Source organism: Peribacillus sp. TE19612 (assembly GCF_056279465.1).
The window spans coordinates 1-19,315 of the sequence record NZ_JBWCCL010000026.1; the positions used below are offsets into that span (position 1 = coordinate 1).

Sequence of the window (19,315 nt, forward strand, 5' to 3'; positions counted from 1 at the left end):
TGTGGAGCTGACTGATACTAATAGATCGAGGACTTAACCAACGCTTTAAAAAAATGAAATACCTTCTTCTTATTATCTAGTTTTGAAGGAATGAAAAATTCTTCTTGCATTTTGACTTCATACATGTTATGATAATAAATGTGCTAAAAGATTAAATGTTTGGTGGCGATAGCGAAGAGGTCACACCCGTTCCCATTCCGAACACGGCAGTTAAGCTCTTCAGCGCCAATGGTAGTTGGGGGTTTCCCCCTGTGAGAGTAGGACGCCGCCAAGCTGTAATCTTTGTATTCTTTTTGAATAAACGTGAATACTATATTTATAAAAACAACATTTATACCGTCGCGGGGTGGAGCAGTCCGGTAGCTCGTCGGGCTCATAACCCGAAGGTCGCAGGTTCAAATCCTGTCCCCGCAATCATGAAAAAAACGAAACTTAGGTTTCGTTTTTTTGTTTTATCTGAAATTCGAATAATATGTCCTTAACTTATTTGTTTCTTCTTTTGAAACAAGGTAAACTACATATAGAATGGTTTTTGTTCCATAATATTGCGTTTATGGTTCTCGACATGAATTATAGGACGGACGTTTTCCTAATAATGATAAAGGTGATTGATATATGCAACATGTTGAATGGATTTCTCAGAATGAGGTAGAAACAGCGCAATTTGCGCACAAATTGGCACAAAAGCTTTCCAGTGGAGATGTGCTGGCTCTAGAAGGTGACTTGGGTGCAGGGAAGACGGCATTCACAAAAGGGCTGGCTAAAGGATTGGGTGTTACCAGAATGGTGAATAGCCCTACCTTTACGATAATAAAGGAGTACATGGGTCGCTTGCCTTTGTATCATATGGATGTCTATCGGGTAAGTGAATCGGAAGAAGATTTAGGCTTTGATGAATATTTTGATGGTGATGGTGTGACTGTCGTTGAATGGGCCCATTTAATAAAGGATCACCTCCCAGAGGAAATCTTGACCATTTATATCTATCGTTTGGGCGATACAAGCCGGCGTATTGTTTTGGAAGGCAAAGGCGAACGATATGTAAAGTTATGTAAGGAGATTATTTGATGAAGGTTTTAGCTATAGATACATCGAATTTCACATTAGGGATTGCACTTGTAAACGGGAATCAAGTAATTGGTGAGTATACGACGAACCTAAAGAAAAATCATTCGGTGCGGGTAATGCCAGCAATTGAAACACTGTTGAGGGACTGTGATACTAAACCGAAGGAATTGACTAAGATAGTGGTCGCTCAAGGTCCAGGCTCCTATACAGGGGTCAGGATTGGAGTGACGATAGCGAAAAGCTTGGCCTGGACGCTTCAGATTCCGTTATCAGGTGTTTCCAGCTTAGAGGTTTTAGCAGCTAATGGACGTTATTTTAACGGGTTAATATCTCCCTTGTTCGATGCAAGAAGAGGGCAGATTTATACTGGATTATATGAAATGGAAAAGGATTCTTTAAAGACAGTCATTGAAGATTGTAATATTCTATCCTCTGAGTGGGCGAATCAATTGAAGGAATTAAATCGTCCTGTTTTATTTGTTGGTCAAGATGTGGACATCCATCGGGATGCAATTACCGATGCATTAGGCGAATTAGCGGTATTTGCTCCAGTACAGTCATATAATTCAAGACCAAGCGAACTGGCCTTCATTGGTCTTGATAAGGCTAAAGTGGATGTTCACCAGTTTGTACCGAATTATATCCGCATGGCTGAAGCAGAAGCTAAGTGGCTTGAACAGCAGGGGAAATAAACAAGGAAAGCGACGATCATTATGAGTAAAACATTGACGTTCCGAAAGATGAATACGGCAGATATCGACCAGGTGCTTAACGTGGAAAAGCAGTCCTTTACTTTGCCTTGGAGCCGGGAAGCCTTTTTTAATGAATTGAATCATAATCAATATGCTGTATACATGGTGATAGAGGATGAAGGGAAAATTGCCGGTTATTGCGGTGCCTGGATCGTGATTGATGAATCGCACATCACCAATATTGCGATATTACCAGAATACCGAGGGCAAAAGCTTGGAGAAGCTTTGCTCAGGAAGATGATTGAAATCTCCATTTCAATGGGTGTGGTGAGGATGACACTCGAGGTCCGTGTCAGTAATGCCGTAGCCATTTCGCTTTATGAAAAACTTGGTTTCCAAAAGGGCGGAATCCGAAAGAATTATTATACAGACAATCAAGAGGATGCTTATGTTATGTGGGTGAATTTTTCATGAAAAAAAATCAAATTATATTAGGAATTGAAACAAGCTGTGATGAAACTGCGGCAGCTGTCATAAAAAATGGAACGGAGATACTGAGTAATGTCGTGGCTTCCCAAATAGAAAGCCATAAACGTTTTGGCGGCGTCGTCCCGGAAATAGCTTCCCGTCATCATGTAGAACAAATTACGATTGTTCTTGAAGAAGCGCTGCTACAAGCGGGTGTGACATATGAAGACTTGGATGCCATTGCCGTTACTGAAGGTCCCGGCCTTGTAGGGGCTCTATTAATAGGTGTGAATGCGGCGAAGGCTGTAGCTTTCGCACATGGAATACCGATTGTCGGTACGCATCATATCGCTGGTCATATCTATGCAAATCGGCTTATTCAGGAGATTGAATATCCTGCGCTTTCTTTAGTCGTTTCGGGAGGTCATACGGAATTGGTGCTTTTAGAAGAACCGGGTTCTTTCAAGGTGATCGGGGAGACGCGGGATGATGCAGCAGGAGAGGCGTATGATAAAGTGGCTCGAACCTTGGGGCTCCCTTATCCTGGCGGGCCTCATATTGATATGCTTGCGCAAGAAGGCTCACCAACCTTAAAACTGCCTAGGGCATGGTTGGATGGCAGCTATGACTTTTCTTTCAGCGGGTTGAAATCAGCGGTAATCAACACTTTGCATAATGCAGAACAGCGCGGGGAAAAAATTGAACCTAAAGATTTAGCGGCAAGTTTCCAAGCAAGCGTGATAGAAGTGCTTGTAATGAAAGCTGTGAAGGCTGCAAAGGAATTTAATGTGAAACAGGTATTGCTTGCTGGAGGAGTTGCGGCAAATAAAGGCCTTAGGGAAGCATTAACGGAAGCTTTTAAGGATTTACCTATGGATATATCCATTCCGCCCCTCTATCTTTGTACAGACAATGCTGCCATGATTGGTGCTGCTGGCAGTGTAATGTTTGAAAAGGGAAAGCGATCCGGTTTGGATTTGAACGGAAATCCTGGATTGGATATAGAAGCATTTTAATGGACGATAAGACAGGATCCCTCACTTTGGCATCCTGTCTTTTTATCGTGTTAATAAAATAATAGAATATTCTGTGGATAAAGTTTTTTTGATAATCATCCTGCATGTGTATAAAGGGATATTCTTGTGGATAAGTGGATATGTTTCTGTGGATAATGTGTATAACTCAAATTAATGGCTAATGAGCGGTAAGTGGTTTGTTAACAAGTTTGTGGATAACTTTCAAGCGACACTTTGGTTGGGAAAGAAAAAGACCGAGTCAATGACTCGGTCTTTTATCATTCTTCCAGTTCAGCCCATTCTTCGAGAAGCTGATCCAAACTTTCTTGTGCATGATCAAGTTTTGTTTGGACTTCCATTACTTTTTCGTGGTCCTGAAAAACATTTGGATCACATAGGAGGTCATTATATTCGTTTATTTCGGTTTCAAGAAGCTCCATGGCTGCCTCGATTTCCTCAATGCGCCGTTTTCGCTGGCGTTCAGCTTTTTTTGCTTCTTTATCAATTTTGTAATTTGTTTTTTCTACAGCCGCATCTAAAGTTTTAGCCTGATCCTGCTGTTCAAGTGCTTGGATTTCCGCTTGCTCCTGTTTCTTCTCTAGATAGTAATCATAATCACCGAGGAATTCTTCGTTGCCGTCTTTGGAGAGCTCTATCACTTTCGTTGCTATCCGGTTTATGAAATAACGGTCATGTGAGACGAATAGAATAGTTCCAGGATAATCAATTAATGCATTTTCAAGCACCAATTTACTATCGAGGTCCAAATGGTTCGTTGGTTCATCAAGAATTAAAAAATTCCCTTTTTGCATCATCATTTTGGCTAGAGCAAGCCGAGCCTTTTCGCCCCCGCTTAGTGTGGAAACGGTTTTCAAAACATCGTCCCCGCTAAATAGGAAATTACCGAGTACGGTGCGAATGTCCTTTTCCGGTTTAAGGGGATAGTCGTCCCATAATTCATTGAGTACGCGTTTATTGGAAACAAGGTTAGCCTGTTCTTGATCGTAGTAGCTGACTTCTACGTTCGTTCCAAAACGGAAATCCCCAGAAAGGGCAGGCAGCTTGGAAATGATCGTTTTCAATAAAGTTGATTTTCCAACTCCATTTGGTCCGACAAGAGCTATGCTCTCTCCTTTTGTCATCCGGGAATTAATATTCTTTGATACCGTTTCCCCTTCGTATCCGATAGCCAGGTCCTGGAGGTGGAGTACTTCATTTCCGCTTTGCCTTTCAATCTGGAAAGAAAAATTCGCGGATTTTTCATCACCTTGCGGCTTGTCCAGTACATCCATCTTTTCGAGCTGTTTACGTCTGCTTTGTGCTCTTTTCGTTGTGGAAGCCCTTGTGATATTACGTTGGACAAAATCGCGAAGCTTTTCGATTTCCCCTTGCTGTTTCTCGAACAGTTTCATGTCCCGCTCATAAGCTTCCGCTTTTCCCTCTAGGTAAGAACTATAATTACCATGGTATTTTTTCATGTTATTCCGGGAAATCTCATATACCAGGTTTACTACTTTATCTAAAAAATAGCGGTCATGGGAAACAATGAGGACAGCTCCCTGGTAGCCTTGTAAATATTGTTCAAGCCAAGAGAGGGTTTCGATATCCAAATGGTTTGTCGGCTCATCCAGAATCAATATATCCGGTTTCCTTAAAAGCAGCTTACCTAATGCAAGCCTTGTTTTTTGCCCGCCGCTTAAAGTGGAAATTGGGGTAGAATAGTCAAAGTCGGCAAACTGAAGACCATGCAATACGGAACGGATATCCGCTTCATATTGATAACCGCCCTTCTCTTTGAATGCCACCATCAAAGTGTCGTATTCATTCAGCACTTTTTGGTAAACCGTTTCGTTTTCAAAGATGTCAGGTCTGGCCATATCAGCCTCAAGGCGACGCAGTTCCTTTTCCTGCTCTATAAGATCAGTGAATACAGTAAGCATTTCATCCCAAATGGTCAATTCGGATTCCAATCCAGTATCCTGGGCCATATAGCCGATGGTGACGCCTTTTGGTTTGATTATTTCACCGCCATCATGGGAAAGCTGCCCGGCAATGATTTTTAGCAGAGTGGATTTGCCGGCGCCATTTCGGCCGACAAGGGCAATTCGATCTTTATTTTGAACTTCGAGCTTCATATTTGATAAAATAAGTTCAGCTCCATAATATTTCGATAGTTGATTGATTTGTAATAAAATCATAGATTTCACCTCAATTGATTACTGTTAGTTTAACGTATTTTAGTTAATAACGGCAACAGCTTGGTTCCAAGCTGAAAGAAAAGCTGTTACATAAAGTGGAATAATAGTGTATGATTTAGGAGGGGTTACTTAAATGGGAGACTTAACGCATTTTAATGAACAGGGCAGGGCCAAAATGGTCGATGTGAGTGCTAAGCCTGAAACAACCCGGACGGCAGTGGCTCAGTCGAGCATTTTATTGAATGATGAAATATATGAATTGGTCACGAACCATAAAATGAAAAAAGGTGATGTACTGGCTGTTGCACAAGTTGCAGGAATCATGGCCAGCAAAAATACATCCAATATAATTCCGATGTGCCATCCCATTGCTCTGCAAGGGGTCAATATAGCCTTTGATTGGGAAAAAGAAGAACAAGGATATAGGCTTAGGATTGAAACGGAAGCTAAGACAAAAGGGAGTACAGGTGTGGAAATGGAAGCGTTAACAGCTGCATCCGTGACTGCCTTGACTGTTTATGACATGTGTAAGGCCATTGATAAGGGAATGGTGATCGGGCCTACATTCTTAGTGGAGAAAACAGGCGGAGTGTCTAGTAGCGATTATAAAAGGCAAGTAAAACGAACAGATAGAGATTAAGTTGAAAAGCATGTGTGAAGGCGGGGAAGAACAATGAACCATGACCCAAAGATACCGCAGGCAACAGCCAAAAGGTTGCCATTGTATTATCGATTTTTAAAGAACTTACATTCCTCAGGCAAACAAAGAGTTTCCTCGGCTGAGCTAAGTGAAGCCGTAAAAGTGGATTCTGCTACCATTCGCCGTGATTTTTCCTACTTTGGCGCGCTTGGGAAAAAAGGCTACGGCTACAATGTCAATTATTTATTATCCTTCTTCAGGAAAACACTAGATCAAGACGAATTGACCAAAGTCGCTTTAATCGGAGTGGGGAATTTAGGAACCGCTTTTTTAAATTACAATTTCATGAAAAATAACAATACAAAAATTGAAATGGCTTTCGAAGTTTCTGAAGAAAAGGTCGGCAAGCGAATAGCTGATGTGCCCATCTACCATATGGATCAAATCGATACACTATTGCAGGAAAATAATATTACTGCGGCTATATTGACAGTGCCTGCACAGGTAGCCCAGACGATAACCGATCGTCTAGTCAAAGCTGACATAAAAGGAATATTGAATTTCACACCTGCACGGCTGACCGTGCCGCCATCCATAAGGGTCCACCACATTGACCTGGCCGTGGAACTTCAGTCGCTCATCTACTTCCTGAAACATTATCCGGTAGTGGAAGAAGCCGCTTTGGAGGAATGAAAAAACGCTGCAGCTATGCAGCGTTTTTTTATTTTTTCTTATTTTTTTGTGCGGCTTTAATCTTAAAGTGCAGCATGATCATGCGCAATCCCGATCCAAAATCAAGAGTCGCAATAAGGACAAGTATGTAGGCAAAGAGTCCCCATCCTGAAGAATTGACGGTTTGAATTGCGATAGCGGTAAAAAGAGCTCCTAAGCCTGCATAAATGATGCCCATGAATAATGGTGATTGACGTTTCATAATAAACCTCCGATGAAGGCCTGTGCAGTATCTAGCATCTTCTCAATATCCTCCCGATATACCACTTGAAGGATGATAACAAGCGTGTTCATCGCAATATGAGCGCTCATGGAAACGAGAATGCGGCCTGTTTTCGCATAAAGGAAAGCAAAAGTGAAGCCCATTGCCGTATATAAAAGAAGATGTTCAAATTCACCATGCGCCAAGCCGAAAATAACTGAGCTGATTAAAGCTGAAATAAAGAAGTTAAAGCGTTTATGAAGTGATCCGAAAATGATTTTACGGAAAATTAATTCTTCCAATATAGGTCCAATTACTGAAGTGACGAAAATGACCATGGGGACTTTGTAAATGAGTGAAATGAGTAGCTGCGTATTTTCAGATTCAGACTCCACCCCAAGCATTTGTTCAATGCTTCCGGCAATGCTTTGCGCAAAAAGAGCCATGAACACTCCTGCAATTGCCCATAATATGGACATGGATACGGAAGTTTGGTTTCTCGTGTCCAACTTTTCCCTCATATCTTTTCTCATTAAAAAAAGAATCAAGAATAAAGCAGCGAGAAAACTGAAAACTATCCAGTATGCTGCAGATTTCACTTCGAGTTCATCAGTCGGCATTCCGGTATAAGACCCGATCAGCATGAAAATGGGTACCCCGACAATACTGGATAATTGCATGGCAATATAAGTGATGATGACGAACCAATATTCTTTTTTCAAAAATGAAAACTCCTTTTATAGTCACCCATCCGCTTGGAACGTTACTGACATGGGGACAATCTATAAACGCATACTACAAAATGGTATCAAAAATTGGGGCAGAACACCACTTAAAGGTACCCCTAACATGACATTTCAATGACTATGTTTAGGAAATCATTATGCTAAAGTAGTTTACCCGTAATTTATCAGAAATTAATAAAAAATTTTCAATAAGATACTTGCAAAAAAGGCTCGGTTTATTTAATATTATAAATGTGTTAGCACTCGATGATGAAGAGTGCTAATAATCATGAAACAAATTATCAAGAGAATATGAGGAGGTTGTTTCACTTGTTAAAACCATTAGGTGATCGCGTTATTATTGAACTAGTTCAAACTGAAGAAAAAACTGCAAGCGGTATTGTTCTTCCTGATACTGCTAAAGAAAAGCCACAAGAAGGTAAGGTAGTAGCAGTTGGTACTGGCCGTGTCCTTGAAAATGGCGAACGTGTTGCTTTAGAGGTTGCCCAAGGCGATCTAATTATCTTCTCAAAATATGCAGGTACTGAAGTTAAATACGAAGACACTGAATACTTAATTTTACGTGAAAGCGACATTCTAGCTGTTATCGGCTAATTATACATCATACTTAACTGAACGAAAATTTTCTTAAATTTTAGGGAGGTACTTATAAATGGCTAAAGAAATTAAATTTAGTGAAGAAGCTCGCCGCTCCATGCTTCGCGGTGTGGACGCACTTGCAGATGCAGTTAAAGTAACGCTTGGACCAAAAGGTCGTAACGTGGTTCTTGAGAAAAAATTCGGTTCGCCGCTTATCACAAATGACGGTGTGACGATCGCTAAAGAAATCGAATTGGAAGATGCATTCGAAAACATGGGTGCGAAATTGGTTGCTGAAGTAGCAAGCAAAACAAACGACGTAGCTGGTGACGGTACAACTACTGCAACGGTTCTTGCGCAAGCGATGATCCGTGAAGGTCTTAAAAACGTAACAGCTGGTGCGAACCCAATGGGTATCCGTAAAGGAATCGAGAAAGCGGTCAATTCAGCAATTGCAGAATTGAAAGCCATTTCCAAACCTGTTGAAAACAAAGAATCAATCGCACAAGTTGCTGCCATCTCTTCAGCTGATGAAGAAGTGGGCCAACTGATTGCGGAAGCAATGGAGCGCGTTGGTAACGACGGCGTCATCACAATCGAAGAGTCTAAAGGTTTCACAACTGAGTTGGACGTAGTAGAAGGTATGCAATTCGATCGTGGATATGCATCTCCATACATGGTTACTGATTCAGATAAAATGGAAGCTGTCCTTGAGAATCCATATATCTTGATCACTGATAAAAAAATCACGAATATCCAAGAAATCCTTCCTGTACTTGAGCAAGTTGTACAACAAGGAAAACCGCTATTATTGATTGCTGAAGATGTAGAAGGCGAAGCACTTGCAACTCTTGTTGTGAACAAACTTCGTGGAACATTCAACGCTGTTGCGGTTAAAGCTCCTGGATTCGGTGACCGTCGTAAAGCAATGCTTGAAGACATCGCAGCTCTTACAGGCGGCGAAGTAATCACTGAAGAAATCGGACTTGATCTTAAATCTGCAACAATCGATTCATTAGGCCGTGCGTCTAAAGTGGTTGTTACAAAAGAAAATACAACGATCGTTGAAGGATCTGGAGATACAGCTCAAATCCAAGCTCGTGTAAACCAAATCCGTGTTCAATTAGAAGAAACAACTTCTGAATTCGACCGTGAAAAATTACAAGAACGCCTTGCTAAATTAGCTGGTGGCGTAGCGGTAATCAAAGTCGGTGCAGCTACTGAAACAGAATTGAAAGAACGTAAACTTCGTATTGAAGATGCATTGAACTCCACTCGTGCCGCTGTTGAAGAAGGTATCGTAGCTGGTGGTGGTACAGCACTTCTAAACGTATACAATAAAATCGCTGAAATCCAAGCGGAAGGCGACGTAGCAACAGGCGTGAAAATCGTTCTTCGTGCCATCGAAGAGCCTGTTCGTCAAATCGCTCACAATGCTGGACTTGAAGGCTCTGTAATCGTAGAGCGCCTTAAAGGCGAAGCAGTAGGAACTGGCTTCAACGCAGCTACTGGACAATGGGTGAACATGATCGAATCAGGTATCGTCGATCCTACTAAAGTAACTCGTTCAGCTCTACAAAACGCTGGTTCTGTAGCAGCTATGTTCTTAACTACAGAAGCTGTCGTTGCTGACAAACCAGAACCTGCAGGCGCTGGCGGCATGGGCATGCCTGACATGGGCGGCATGGGCGGAATGGGCGGCATGATGTAATAGGGTTTTAAATCCCTTGAAATATAGGGGTTTAAAGAGGATTTAGAAAAAAATGCTCACCTATTTGCTCACCCAACATGTAAATATCTTTAAAGTTGAAGGTCTTCCATCAGTTTACTGAACTGATGGGAGGCCTTTTCTTCCATGTTGTCAGTCATATGAGCATAGATATTCATCGTTGTTTGAATATCTGTATGTCCTAATCGTTGTTGAATTTCTTTCAACCCCACCCCTGCTTCGATCAGTAAGGATGTATGCGTATGCCTGAATGAATGCAACGTTATTTCCTTGTTGATATGCGGTAACTTCTTAAGAAGACGTTGTAATCGTATTGCAGGCAGTTTTTGCACCAATGGATATCCCTCTGGTGAAGTGAAGACAAAGTTTTCATCCATGTAATAATGACTGTTTTGAATTTTCATTTTATTTTGCTGTAGTAGATGCTTTTTTAGCAACTTCATGACCTGATCGTCCATTTTAATCGTACGTATAGATCCTTTTGTTTTTGGTGTAAGCAATGTGTAATTCACCTTGTTGTTCGTGGGATTATATAAAGTCTTGGAAATTCTTATAGATCCACTCCTAAAATTGATATCAGGCCACTTGAGAGCTAACGATTCACCTATCCGAATGCCTGAATAGGCTAATAGCGAAAACAGCGTATAATCATTACTAAGTCCTTCAGTACGAGCAAGGGATAAGAATCCTATAAGTTCGTTTTTTTCTAGGAATTTCTTTCTGAGATTCTCCTTTTCAACTTCTTCAATAGTAGCTTGTTGTTTAGGAAGGCTATATTTTTCTGTCGGATTCTGTTGTAACCATTCAGACTCAACGGCAAATTTGAAGATCATTCTGCCTGTTGTATGAATCCCATCCATATAATTCTGTGAATACATTTTGCTCAGCTCATTTAAATATTCTCTATAAACAGACTTACTAATACTTTTTATTGGTGTGTTTGTCCACTGTTTAAGTAATACGTTAGATTCTTTCGTTCTAGCACGTACACTACTTACTTTAGCTTGTGTTGAATAACTTTCAAGCCACTTTTCTGCTAACGTATGAAAGTTCATATTAGAGTCTTGTACAAATTCTCCTCTAGAAATTTTGAATTCCATTTCTTTAGCTGCATCTTTAGCTGCTGTTTTTGAAGGAAATCCTGATTTTGTAATCTGTTTTCGTTTTTTTGTAATATTGTCTATGCCTAGGTTGACGGTGTAACTCCACTTATCCCCCCGTTTACGGAAGTAAGCCATTATGTGCCTCCTTTAATTAGTCATCTTCCAATAACAATTTCAGCATCGTCTTTACTTTTTCTATTTCAGATTTTGATAACACTTTATCTTTATATAAAACATCGTGTACTTCTTGGTTGAGTATATTATCAAGGTTAAATAAATTTCTTTTTAATTCTTCCTCTGTATAGGTAATATAATAGGCGATTCCATTCTCATCTGTTTTTTGATAGACAGATGGTACACTGATTTCTATTATTTCGAGATCACTCTTTGTGTGAGCACCGACGATTGTTGATACAGGCAAAATTTTCATCAATGTTGAAGCTACTAATTCTAGCCAGTCTTCAAAATTTCCAACACCTAATATTTCTCCGAGCTTTTCTCCATATTCTTTTAGAAGTGCTGAATTACTTTTGAGGTTTTCTTCAAGTGACTGATATGTCTTACTATCTGTATTTAAATGTTTAGCCATTTCGGTGATGTCTATATTCTTATGCAATCTCAATATTTTTAAAAAGTCACCTGCTGTGCCATGTAACGCAAGGAGAAATATAAATTTGTCATGAACCATGTACTCAAGTTTAGATTGAAATCCCTTTATATCGGATCTAAGGGTCACCTGATTTTCATGTTTATTAATATAAGGTTCGTTATCATCAGAACATGGAATATTTTCTTTCTTTTCAACAATAAATTGTTTTTTATATTCAATGGGTAAAGTAATCAAAAGCTCTGAAATGTCATCTGACTCTTTTCGATCTGGTGTCATGAAACCGGCAATTCTCATTAATGCGAAGTAGTCTACACCTAAACCGGTTGCTATTTTTTTGATTAATTCTGGTTGTGGTGTATCTCTGTTTCCATTTTCGATTTGAGAGATATAAGAATGAGAAACTCCAGATTTCTCACTTAAAAACCTTATAGACAAGCCTCTCGATTTTCTAATACGCTTTATTTCCTCTCCAAAGGCACTAACCTTTTTCATTTTCACACCTACTTTCACGTTTGTTTTCATTATAGTAACACAATTGTGAACGATTTTGTTAAAGTGGTTGCAAAGTTTATGGTAATGATTTACACTGTGGTTGTAAACAATTGCAACCATATTAGTTTCGATTGTAATCAAAATGGACAGGGGGGAAAGAAATGATTAGCTTTGAGATTGATCAGGAACTACTGAAAGAACTTTACCTTCAGAAAGTAGAAGAGCATATACAGGAGATTGAGATGGAAGTGTTTTTCATGGACTCAAAGCAATTGGCAACTTATTTGAACATGTCATGGAATACAATCGTATCGCATCTTTTATATGATGAGAATTTCCAAAAGTACGATTAGGTTCAAAATGGTTGTTTAATAGAAAAGAAGTTCAAGAGTTTATGGAAAAATATTATCTTGAAGTCCGTAACAATGGCGGTGATATTTTGAAGTATAAACGGAGGGAATAATTTCTTGATGGATGTGTTTTTGATGGAAGAAAGATCACAAAAAAACCTACTAACTCATAGGCGTGAGTTAATAGGCGTAAAAAAACAATACACTGTTATTTTATATTCGAATTAAGGAATAAGCAAATGCAAAAATTAAAGGGGGAAGTGCTATGACTAATCGTAAATCAGTCACTCAATGTGTAGAAAAAGTTCTCCCAGGGGCGAAAATTATTAAATGTCTAGGTTATTTAAATGGGAATACCAACTATAGTGCAGCTAAAAGACCGTTTGAGTCATATAAAAATAAAGAAAGTTTAACTGAAGAGGAAATACAAAAACATCTATCAAAGGGTGGATGGATTGGAGCATTAATCCCAAGAGGCTATATTGTAATCGATGTAGATACTCTAGAGCATGCTTCTTATCTTGTAGAGTTGCTCAGAGGAGAAAAGGTCCATCATCATCTAATCAAAACACCAAGGGGCTTTCAATTTATTTTTAAGGCAACTTCTTATGAGAATGTGCAAGTGAAAATGATTAGTCACTTCTTTTCGTCCATAGGGATTGTAGTAGACACTCGCGTTGGCACAACTAATAGTTTAATAGTGTTTCCGACTTATAACACAGAAGGTAGGTTCATATCTCAAATAACGGATCGCCCCAATGAACTGCCTTGGTTTTTAAGACCAGTTTGGAATGCTGAAAAGACAAAAGGTTATGAGTTTTCAATCCCTATGCAAAGTGGATCACGTAATCAATCGCTCTATGACTTTGGAAGAAGGTTGAAATCAACGGGAGTACCGATGGAGCAAGTTGAGAAAAGCATGCTATTAATCTACCAGTATTTCTGTATAGATAAAGACGCTAGCTACACTATAAATGATGTAAAGTCCTCTATTGCTAGTATTGGAAAACTAGAGTCTACTACAAGAAAAAAGCAGTTGGTAAAATCAGAATCAAGCAACAATGACATTGATAAAGTACCGGGATTTGTCATACCTGAGCCATATCGTATAAAGCATGAATCCCTTTATAGAATTGAAGTGAAAAAGGTCGACGGAGAATTTCAAGACATTGAAGTCTTTGTGAGCAGGAATGTTCCATTCATAACTAAATACTTGGAACATATTGAAAAAAGCGAGATATATTATGAAATTGGTTGGCGTAACAAAGGAAAGGACTATAAGGAAACTGTTCCTGCGGGTATGTTAGCTTCAAGGCGTGAATTATTGGCACTTGCAGATAAAGGGTTTAGTTGCAATGATTCAAACTCTAAACACCTAATTGAATACTTTGATTTGTTCATAGGACTAAACGAAATACCGACAGTCAAAATGGTAAATCGGCTAGGGGATGTAAAGGGAAACTTCATACATCCAATTTCAACGAAAGACATACATATAGTTCCGGGCGATGGGGGGGAACAACAACTACTAGAGTCTTTTCGAGTAAAAGGAACTGTTGAAAGTTGGATTGAAAATGTTTTTAACTTAGTGAAGGATCATCCAAAGGCTGTTTTCCCTTTACTAGCATCTTTTGCTTCGGTTATTTTGCATGAGTTTGATATGAAGCCCATAGTTGTTGATGTATCAGGAGAATCCAGTAGTGGTAAAAGTGGTTTACTTCTACTCTGTGCATCAGTATGGGGGAGCCCTAAAGAGTATATTGGATCTTTTAACTTAACCAAAGTGGCTGTTGAAAGAAGATCTGCATTCCTGAATTCTTATCCTCAGATACTTGATGATTCAAATGGAGTAAACGACACCCGAATGATTCAAACGATGATCTATCAATTTGTGAATAACATAGGAAAGCTAAGGGGAAGTATCACAGGCAGCCAACACACCGCATCATGGAGATCCATTATGATAACATCCGGTGAAAATGAAATCTTGGCCTATGCAGAAGCTCAAGGTGTAGCAGCACGGGTCATTCCTATTACTAAATTCTCGTTCGAAGGTGAAGACAAAAGCTTTTCAGGAAAGCTTTACAACTCATTTACTGACAATCATGGTGCGATTGGAATTGAGTTCTTAAATCGTTGGAAAGATAAACGAACTATTTATTCGCGGGAATTTGAAGAGTACAGAAAAATGTATTTGGATAAATCAGTTGAAAATGATGTTGCGAGAAGAATTTCTCTTCATTACTCTTTTATAGTGTTTACTGGAAAGGTGCTAAATGACCTTTTTAATCGTGAAGGATTAGATGTAGATTTAAACGCACTTGAGGCACTTTTCTACAATATATCAAATGAGAACAAGGCAGTTGACAGGCCTTTATTAGAGCTGGAACAGTTACTTGAAGAGATTGATTCAAATCGTAACAGATTATATGTAGAATATGAACCTAAACAAACTATTAGTGCTCTATATCACAATGGGGAATTATATTTAACTCCTGCTTACATTAAAGAGAGTTTAGGAGTAAATGCAAAACAAATTCGTTCTGCCTGGATGAAAAGAAATGTTACAGTCACTTTTAAAAATAAGGACATGGATGTCGATTACACAACTATTAATAAAAGAGGTAGGGCTCATAAAGGAATTTTAATCAATAAAGATATTATCAAAAAGTTGGGATTTGACTTCAGCACAAAAAAGTTTTGAATTAAAAGAAGGGTTACATGAGGATAGATAATTTGTATTCTTTTGTAACCCTTAAAACGTTGATAGGCTAACCTTTTTAAAGATATAAATACAAGAATACAAATATTACAAGTGTTGTTATATATTTATATAGATTTTTGTTATTATTAGTGCTGCTAAATTATAGTATATTCCCGTTTCTTTTTTTTCTTGTATTTTTGTAATTTTATCTAAAATACAGCAAAAATAGCATTGCTGTATCAATGTTTTAATGAATACAAAATAATGAATTTCAGTCTGTTTTTATGTAACTGCAGTAATTAGCCTCACTTAATTTATATTCCGAAATCAAGAGGTTAACATGGAAAAAGTCAATTTACATGTATGTGTACTTTTGCATGATAGGGAAAGGTTTTTAAACCCGTATTTGTTAGCAAATAACATTGCCATAATATTATTAGGACCTGGAGTAAAACTAGTAACAAAAACATATAGCAAAAAGGACAATAAAGGCATATCGGATCCTCCTTCTGTGATGTATGTTATAATGTCTAAAATGAACAATATAACGATTTACTTTTGTTGTACAATACGGACGTTATATTGTATATAAGTATAAGGGAGTGTATTTATGGAGGAAATAAATCTTATCCTTGAAAAAAACTTAAAAGCCTTTAGAAAAAGTAAAAAATTAAGCCTTGAAAGGGTCGCAGAGCTGACGGGAGTAAGTAAAACAATGATTGGCCAAATTGAAAGAGGAGGATCGAGTCCCACGATTACAACGATCTGGAAAATTGCAAATGGCTTAAAGATCTCTTTTACTTCTCTAATAAATAATCCGCAACCAGATACAAAAGTTGTTCTAAAAAGTGAAATTCAAACAGTATCTGAAGACAACGGAAAATATCGAGTATATCCCTACTTTCCATTCGAAGATAATAAGCGCTTTGAAGTTTATTCAATCGAGATAGAAAAAGGTGGATTCCTAAGTGCTGATTCGCACAGAGAGGGAACGGAAGAGTTCTTAACTGTTTTTGAGGGGGAACTAACTGTTCGTGTTAATAACAATGAATACACAGTAAGAAATGGTGATTCTATCAGATTTAAGGCATAAAACCCCATGACTATCTTAATTCAGGGGAAACATTAACTCGATTAAGTATGATTTTATATTATCCAACGTAAAAAAACCCATCTTACAAGAACGGGGTTTTTCTTCTGTTTTTATTTGTGCCTTTGTAACAAATTCAGGGTCTTCAAGCATAAAAATACCCTCAAAAGAGGGCGGATTGTTTTATTAAACTATCACTTTTTTCAATTTCCATTGATATCCTCGCTTACAATAAGTCGAAAACGAACGACTCAGGTCCTTCGATTCTCCTTTATCTTACTCGACATAGTCCAGCACATTACGTCGATGAAAAAGGGCGCTTTCGCTTTTCTTAATCGCTCTAATACTGTAGTGTATTAAAACTCCCTTCTCGAAAAATCTTTAGAAGGGTCTTCGTTATTGAATAAAATTTATCAATATAATCATAGAAAATAAAAGACTGCAGAAATAAAGATCCCTGTTATAAGCATTATTATCAAACCGTAGCCCATGATATCCTTTGCTTTCAAACCGGCAATGGCTAAAGCTGGCAATGCATAAAACGGTTGAATCATATTCGTCCAAGCATCCCCCCATGCAACAGCCATCGCTGTTTTTGGTAAGGAAACTCCCAGATTTTTCGCAGCCTCCAACATAACAGGAGCTTGGACAGCCCACTGTCCTCCACCTGAAGGGACGAAGAAGTTTACAAGACCTGCACTCCATAATGTAAACATGTGAAATGTATTTTCATTTGAAATAGATATAAATGCATTGGATAATATTCCAGCTAGTCCTGAAGCCGTTACAATCCCCATTAATCCTGCGTAAAATGGAAACTGAATAATAATTCCACTTGCACTTTTTACTGAACCTGTAACCGCTGCTAAAAATAGCTTTGGTGTTTTGTGTAAAATGATTCCAATAAAGAGGAAAAGAAAATTAACAATATTAAGATTAATAGCAAATCCGTTAGTCACGATATAAAACCCTAAAAACGAGAGACCTAGTAAACCTATAAGTAAAGACAAAATCTTACTGTTTTCCAACCGATCAGCAGGTGTCATTTCCATTTGCTCAACTGTACCTGCTTGCATGGCATCCGTTTCTTCTAATAAATTGCGATCAATTATAAAAGCTTGTTGTTTTGGTGGCATCATTAGTCGGTTGATAATTGGAACTATAATAATTAACCCGATAACAATTATTAAGTTAAATGAAGAAAAAAGAGTTTCACTTGTTGGAACAACACCAATAAGTTTTTCGGTAAAGTGACCTGGAGTAGCAATGGTTAACGCAACGGATGAAGAAAGCCCCCCACTCCAAATAATAAATCCACTATAAGCACTTGCAATTAATAATCGATAGTCAACTCCATCTACCCTTTTAGCAACTTCTCTGGCAAATAACGCTCCAATGATTAGACCAAATCCCCAGTTTATCCAGCATGCAATTAGAGCTACAATAGTAACAAGGATAATCGCTTGACCTGGTGACTTTGGTACAGTGGCTAAGTTTCCTAATAATTTCTTAAAAAATGGACTACTCGCCATAACATGCCCTGTTACTACAATAAAAACCATCTGCATGGAGAATTCTAACAGGTTCCAGAAACCGTCTCCCCAGTATCCCAAGACTTGTACAGGAGTACTATCTGTTAAGAAAACGGAAAGTCCAATCACAAAAAAAGTGAGCACAATTACAAGTAAAAACGGGTCAGGCATATACCTTTGCATCAATCTGTTTGAAAGTAAAATCATGGTCTTCACGTAATTATCCTCCGTTGGTAGCTTCTCATTTTAATTTGAATGCACTTTTATCCATTGATTAATGGTTGGGTATGTTTTTTTGACAGCAGTTCCACCAACTACTACAGAAACATGTCCTGTAGGCATGAGTTTAAAAGTTTTATCCTTACTGGATACCTTATCTAGTAATGGTTTAACTTGCTCAGGAGTTGCGATGTGATCACGTTCTGCAGCAATATTCAAAATGTTTGCTTTTATGTTGCTCAACTTAACCTGTTGTCCACGAATGTATAATTCATCTTTAATTAGCTTATTTTTTTGATAAAACTCACCAATCCACTGTCTATAAGCCTCACCAGGGAACGGAACTCCATCACCTACCCACTTTTGCATGAGGGTCCAGCTCTTAACAAATTCTTCATTATCAGACCGATCAGCGAGCGATATATAAGGGCCTATATAATTCACTAGCGGCTTTAATAATTTACTTCCTAGATCTATTGTTTCAGGTGGGATATTACCAAGCGTATCGACCATTTGATCCAAATTAAAATAACGTTCGTCCAGCCAATTCGTAAATAGACCTGCATCAGAAAAATCAAATGGACTTGTCATAAAAATAATGTTACGTATTGGTAAATCAGGATGAAGAGCAGCAAACATAGAGGTTAACGTTCCACCAATACAATAGCCAAACAAAGTGATTTCATCCGCACCAGATTTCCGGAGTACTTTTTGTACTGCGCGAGGGATATAATCCAACACATAATCATCCAGTTTCATATTTCGGTCTTCGTAACCCGGTGTACCCCAATCTAATAAGTATACATCGTGACCTTGGTTCGTAAGGTATTCCACTAAGCTATTGCCGGGTGTTAAATCCAATATATAGGGTTTATTAATCAATGCGTAAATCATTAAAATGGGGACTTTGTTCGTCTTTACTTTGGCTGGTTGATACCGGTAAAGCTTTGCCTTATTTTTCGTCCAGATGACTTCTTTCGGCGTTTGCCCAACTTTTGGGTCAGGATTTTTCGTAAGAACCTCAGAAACTTTCTTCAATCGTTTTATATCTTTTTGAAAGTTTTCTGGCATCGTGTTCATCCAAGTTTCAAAATCATTTGAAGATGCAAAAACCATCCTAAATTCCCCCTTCATTTAATTAGACT

17 protein-coding genes, 1 tRNA gene, 1 rRNA gene and 2 pseudogenes are annotated in these 19,315 nt (G+C 38.5%); 13 read left to right on the plus strand and 8 right to left on the minus strand.

The features are described 5' to 3' along the window. Positions 1–158: 158 nt before the first annotated feature. The 6 genes from rrf (at position 159) to tsaD (ending at position 3,244) form a co-directional block, all read left to right on the plus strand. Positions 159–274, plus strand: a 5S ribosomal RNA gene (rrf, locus tag ACZ9AO_RS25245). A gap of 66 nt (positions 275–340) precedes the next feature. Next, a tRNA-Met gene (locus ACZ9AO_RS25250) sits at positions 341–414 on the plus strand. Between the two features lie 201 nt (positions 415–615). Beyond that, positions 616–1,068 carry a tRNA (adenosine(37)-N6)-threonylcarbamoyltransferase complex ATPase subunit type 1 TsaE gene (gene tsaE, locus ACZ9AO_RS25255; protein ID WP_476111089.1) on the plus strand — a complete coding sequence of 151 codons (453 nt, stop codon included), beginning with the start codon at positions 616–618 and terminating at the stop codon, positions 1,066–1,068. Beyond that, entirely contained in the window at positions 1,068–1,760 is a 693-nt protein-coding gene (gene tsaB, locus ACZ9AO_RS25260; protein WP_476111091.1) for a tRNA (adenosine(37)-N6)-threonylcarbamoyltransferase complex dimerization subunit type 1 TsaB, read from the plus strand. The genes tsaE and tsaB overlap by 1 nt, the downstream gene beginning before the upstream one ends. Before the next feature lie 21 nt (positions 1,761–1,781). Continuing rightward, on the plus strand, positions 1,782–2,234 hold the full coding sequence (gene rimI, locus ACZ9AO_RS25265) for a ribosomal protein S18-alanine N-acetyltransferase (protein WP_053533463.1): 453 nt from the start codon (positions 1,782–1,784) through the stop codon (positions 2,232–2,234). Next, the gene (gene tsaD, locus ACZ9AO_RS25270; protein WP_476111094.1) at positions 2,231–3,244 is read left to right on the plus strand and encodes a tRNA (adenosine(37)-N6)-threonylcarbamoyltransferase complex transferase subunit TsaD; all 1,014 of its coding nucleotides are present in this window, start codon (positions 2,231–2,233) and stop codon (positions 3,242–3,244) included. The genes rimI and tsaD overlap by 4 nt, the downstream gene beginning before the upstream one ends. Before the next feature lie 278 nt (positions 3,245–3,522). Here tsaD and ACZ9AO_RS25275 read toward each other — a convergent pair whose 3' ends face one another. Then, the gene (locus tag ACZ9AO_RS25275) at positions 3,523–5,442 is read right to left on the minus strand and encodes an ABC transporter ATP-binding protein (protein ID WP_476111096.1); all 1,920 of its coding nucleotides are present in this window, start codon (positions 5,440–5,442) and stop codon (positions 3,523–3,525) included. A 133-nt stretch (positions 5,443–5,575) separates the two neighbouring features. Here ACZ9AO_RS25275 and moaC point away from each other — a divergent pair, with 133 nt between their 5' ends. Then, positions 5,576–6,082, plus strand: coding sequence for a cyclic pyranopterin monophosphate synthase MoaC (gene moaC, locus ACZ9AO_RS25280; RefSeq protein WP_034306347.1), 507 nt, complete (start codon positions 5,576–5,578; stop codon positions 6,080–6,082). Positions 6,083–6,115: 33 nt separating this feature from the next. Next, complete coding sequence (locus ACZ9AO_RS25285) at positions 6,116–6,775, plus strand: redox-sensing transcriptional repressor Rex (protein WP_034306345.1); 660 nt, start codon at positions 6,116–6,118, stop codon at positions 6,773–6,775. Positions 6,776–6,803: 28 nt separating this feature from the next. Here the strand turns inward: ACZ9AO_RS25285 and ACZ9AO_RS25290 are convergent, their stop codons facing one another. Both ACZ9AO_RS25290 and ACZ9AO_RS25295 read right to left on the minus strand, forming a co-directional pair. After that, positions 6,804–7,016, minus strand: a complete 213-nt coding sequence (locus tag ACZ9AO_RS25290) for a YdiK family protein (protein WP_034306342.1) — start codon at positions 7,014–7,016, stop codon at positions 6,804–6,806. Then, positions 7,013–7,738: a lysostaphin resistance A-like protein gene (locus tag ACZ9AO_RS25295; protein ID WP_476111098.1), complete on the minus strand. Its 726-nt coding sequence runs from the start codon at positions 7,736–7,738 to the stop codon at positions 7,013–7,015. The genes ACZ9AO_RS25290 and ACZ9AO_RS25295 overlap by 4 nt, the downstream gene beginning before the upstream one ends. Positions 7,739–8,071: 333 nt before the next feature. Here ACZ9AO_RS25295 and groES point away from each other — a divergent pair, with 333 nt between their 5' ends. Further along, positions 8,072–8,356 carry a co-chaperone GroES gene (gene groES / locus ACZ9AO_RS25300; protein ID WP_034306337.1) on the plus strand — a complete coding sequence of 95 codons (285 nt, stop codon included), beginning with the start codon at positions 8,072–8,074 and terminating at the stop codon, positions 8,354–8,356. 58 nt (positions 8,357–8,414) lie between these two features. Further along, the gene (gene groL, locus ACZ9AO_RS25305) at positions 8,415–10,052 is read left to right on the plus strand and encodes a chaperonin GroEL (protein ID WP_053533467.1); all 1,638 of its coding nucleotides are present in this window, start codon (positions 8,415–8,417) and stop codon (positions 10,050–10,052) included. Between the two features lie 89 nt (positions 10,053–10,141). On the opposite strand, the gene ACZ9AO_RS25310 is transcribed toward groL, so the two are convergent. Beyond that, entirely contained in the window at positions 10,142–11,308 is a 1,167-nt protein-coding gene (locus ACZ9AO_RS25310; protein WP_476111100.1) for a site-specific integrase, read from the minus strand. Positions 11,309–11,324: 16 nt separating this feature from the next. Beyond that, positions 11,325–12,275, minus strand: a complete 951-nt coding sequence (locus ACZ9AO_RS25315) for a helix-turn-helix domain-containing protein (RefSeq protein ID WP_476111102.1) — start codon at positions 12,273–12,275, stop codon at positions 11,325–11,327. A gap of 161 nt (positions 12,276–12,436) precedes the next feature. Between ACZ9AO_RS25315 and ACZ9AO_RS25320 the strand changes: the two genes are divergently transcribed. Both ACZ9AO_RS25320 and ACZ9AO_RS25325 read left to right on the plus strand, forming a co-directional pair. Further along, the gene (locus ACZ9AO_RS25320) at positions 12,437–12,628 is read left to right on the plus strand and encodes a hypothetical protein (protein ID WP_476111104.1); all 192 of its coding nucleotides are present in this window, start codon (positions 12,437–12,439) and stop codon (positions 12,626–12,628) included. A 262-nt stretch (positions 12,629–12,890) separates the two neighbouring features. Next, entirely contained in the window at positions 12,891–15,329 is a 2,439-nt protein-coding gene (locus tag ACZ9AO_RS25325) for a DUF927 domain-containing protein (RefSeq protein ID WP_476111106.1), read from the plus strand. Between the two features lie 375 nt (positions 15,330–15,704). Here ACZ9AO_RS25325 and ACZ9AO_RS25330 read toward each other — a convergent pair. Next, positions 15,705–15,824: pseudogene (locus ACZ9AO_RS25330) on the minus strand (lysine transporter LysE); the annotation flags it as partial. 115 nt (positions 15,825–15,939) lie between these two features. On the opposite strand from ACZ9AO_RS25330, the pseudogene ACZ9AO_RS25335 reads away from it, so the two are divergent. Further along, positions 15,940–16,493, plus strand: a pseudogene (locus tag ACZ9AO_RS25335) (helix-turn-helix domain-containing protein). A 348-nt stretch (positions 16,494–16,841) separates the two neighbouring features. Here ACZ9AO_RS25335 and ACZ9AO_RS25340 read toward each other — a convergent pair. Both ACZ9AO_RS25340 and phaC read right to left on the minus strand, forming a co-directional pair. Further along, positions 16,842–18,167 carry a short-chain fatty acid transporter gene (locus ACZ9AO_RS25340; RefSeq protein ID WP_476111108.1) on the minus strand — a complete coding sequence of 442 codons (1,326 nt, stop codon included), beginning with the start codon at positions 18,165–18,167 and terminating at the stop codon, positions 16,842–16,844. Between the two features lie 30 nt (positions 18,168–18,197). After that, positions 18,198–19,286, minus strand: coding sequence for a class III poly(R)-hydroxyalkanoic acid synthase subunit PhaC (gene phaC / locus ACZ9AO_RS25345; RefSeq protein WP_476111110.1), 1,089 nt, complete (start codon positions 19,284–19,286; stop codon positions 18,198–18,200). Positions 19,287–19,315: the final 29 nt, after the last annotated feature.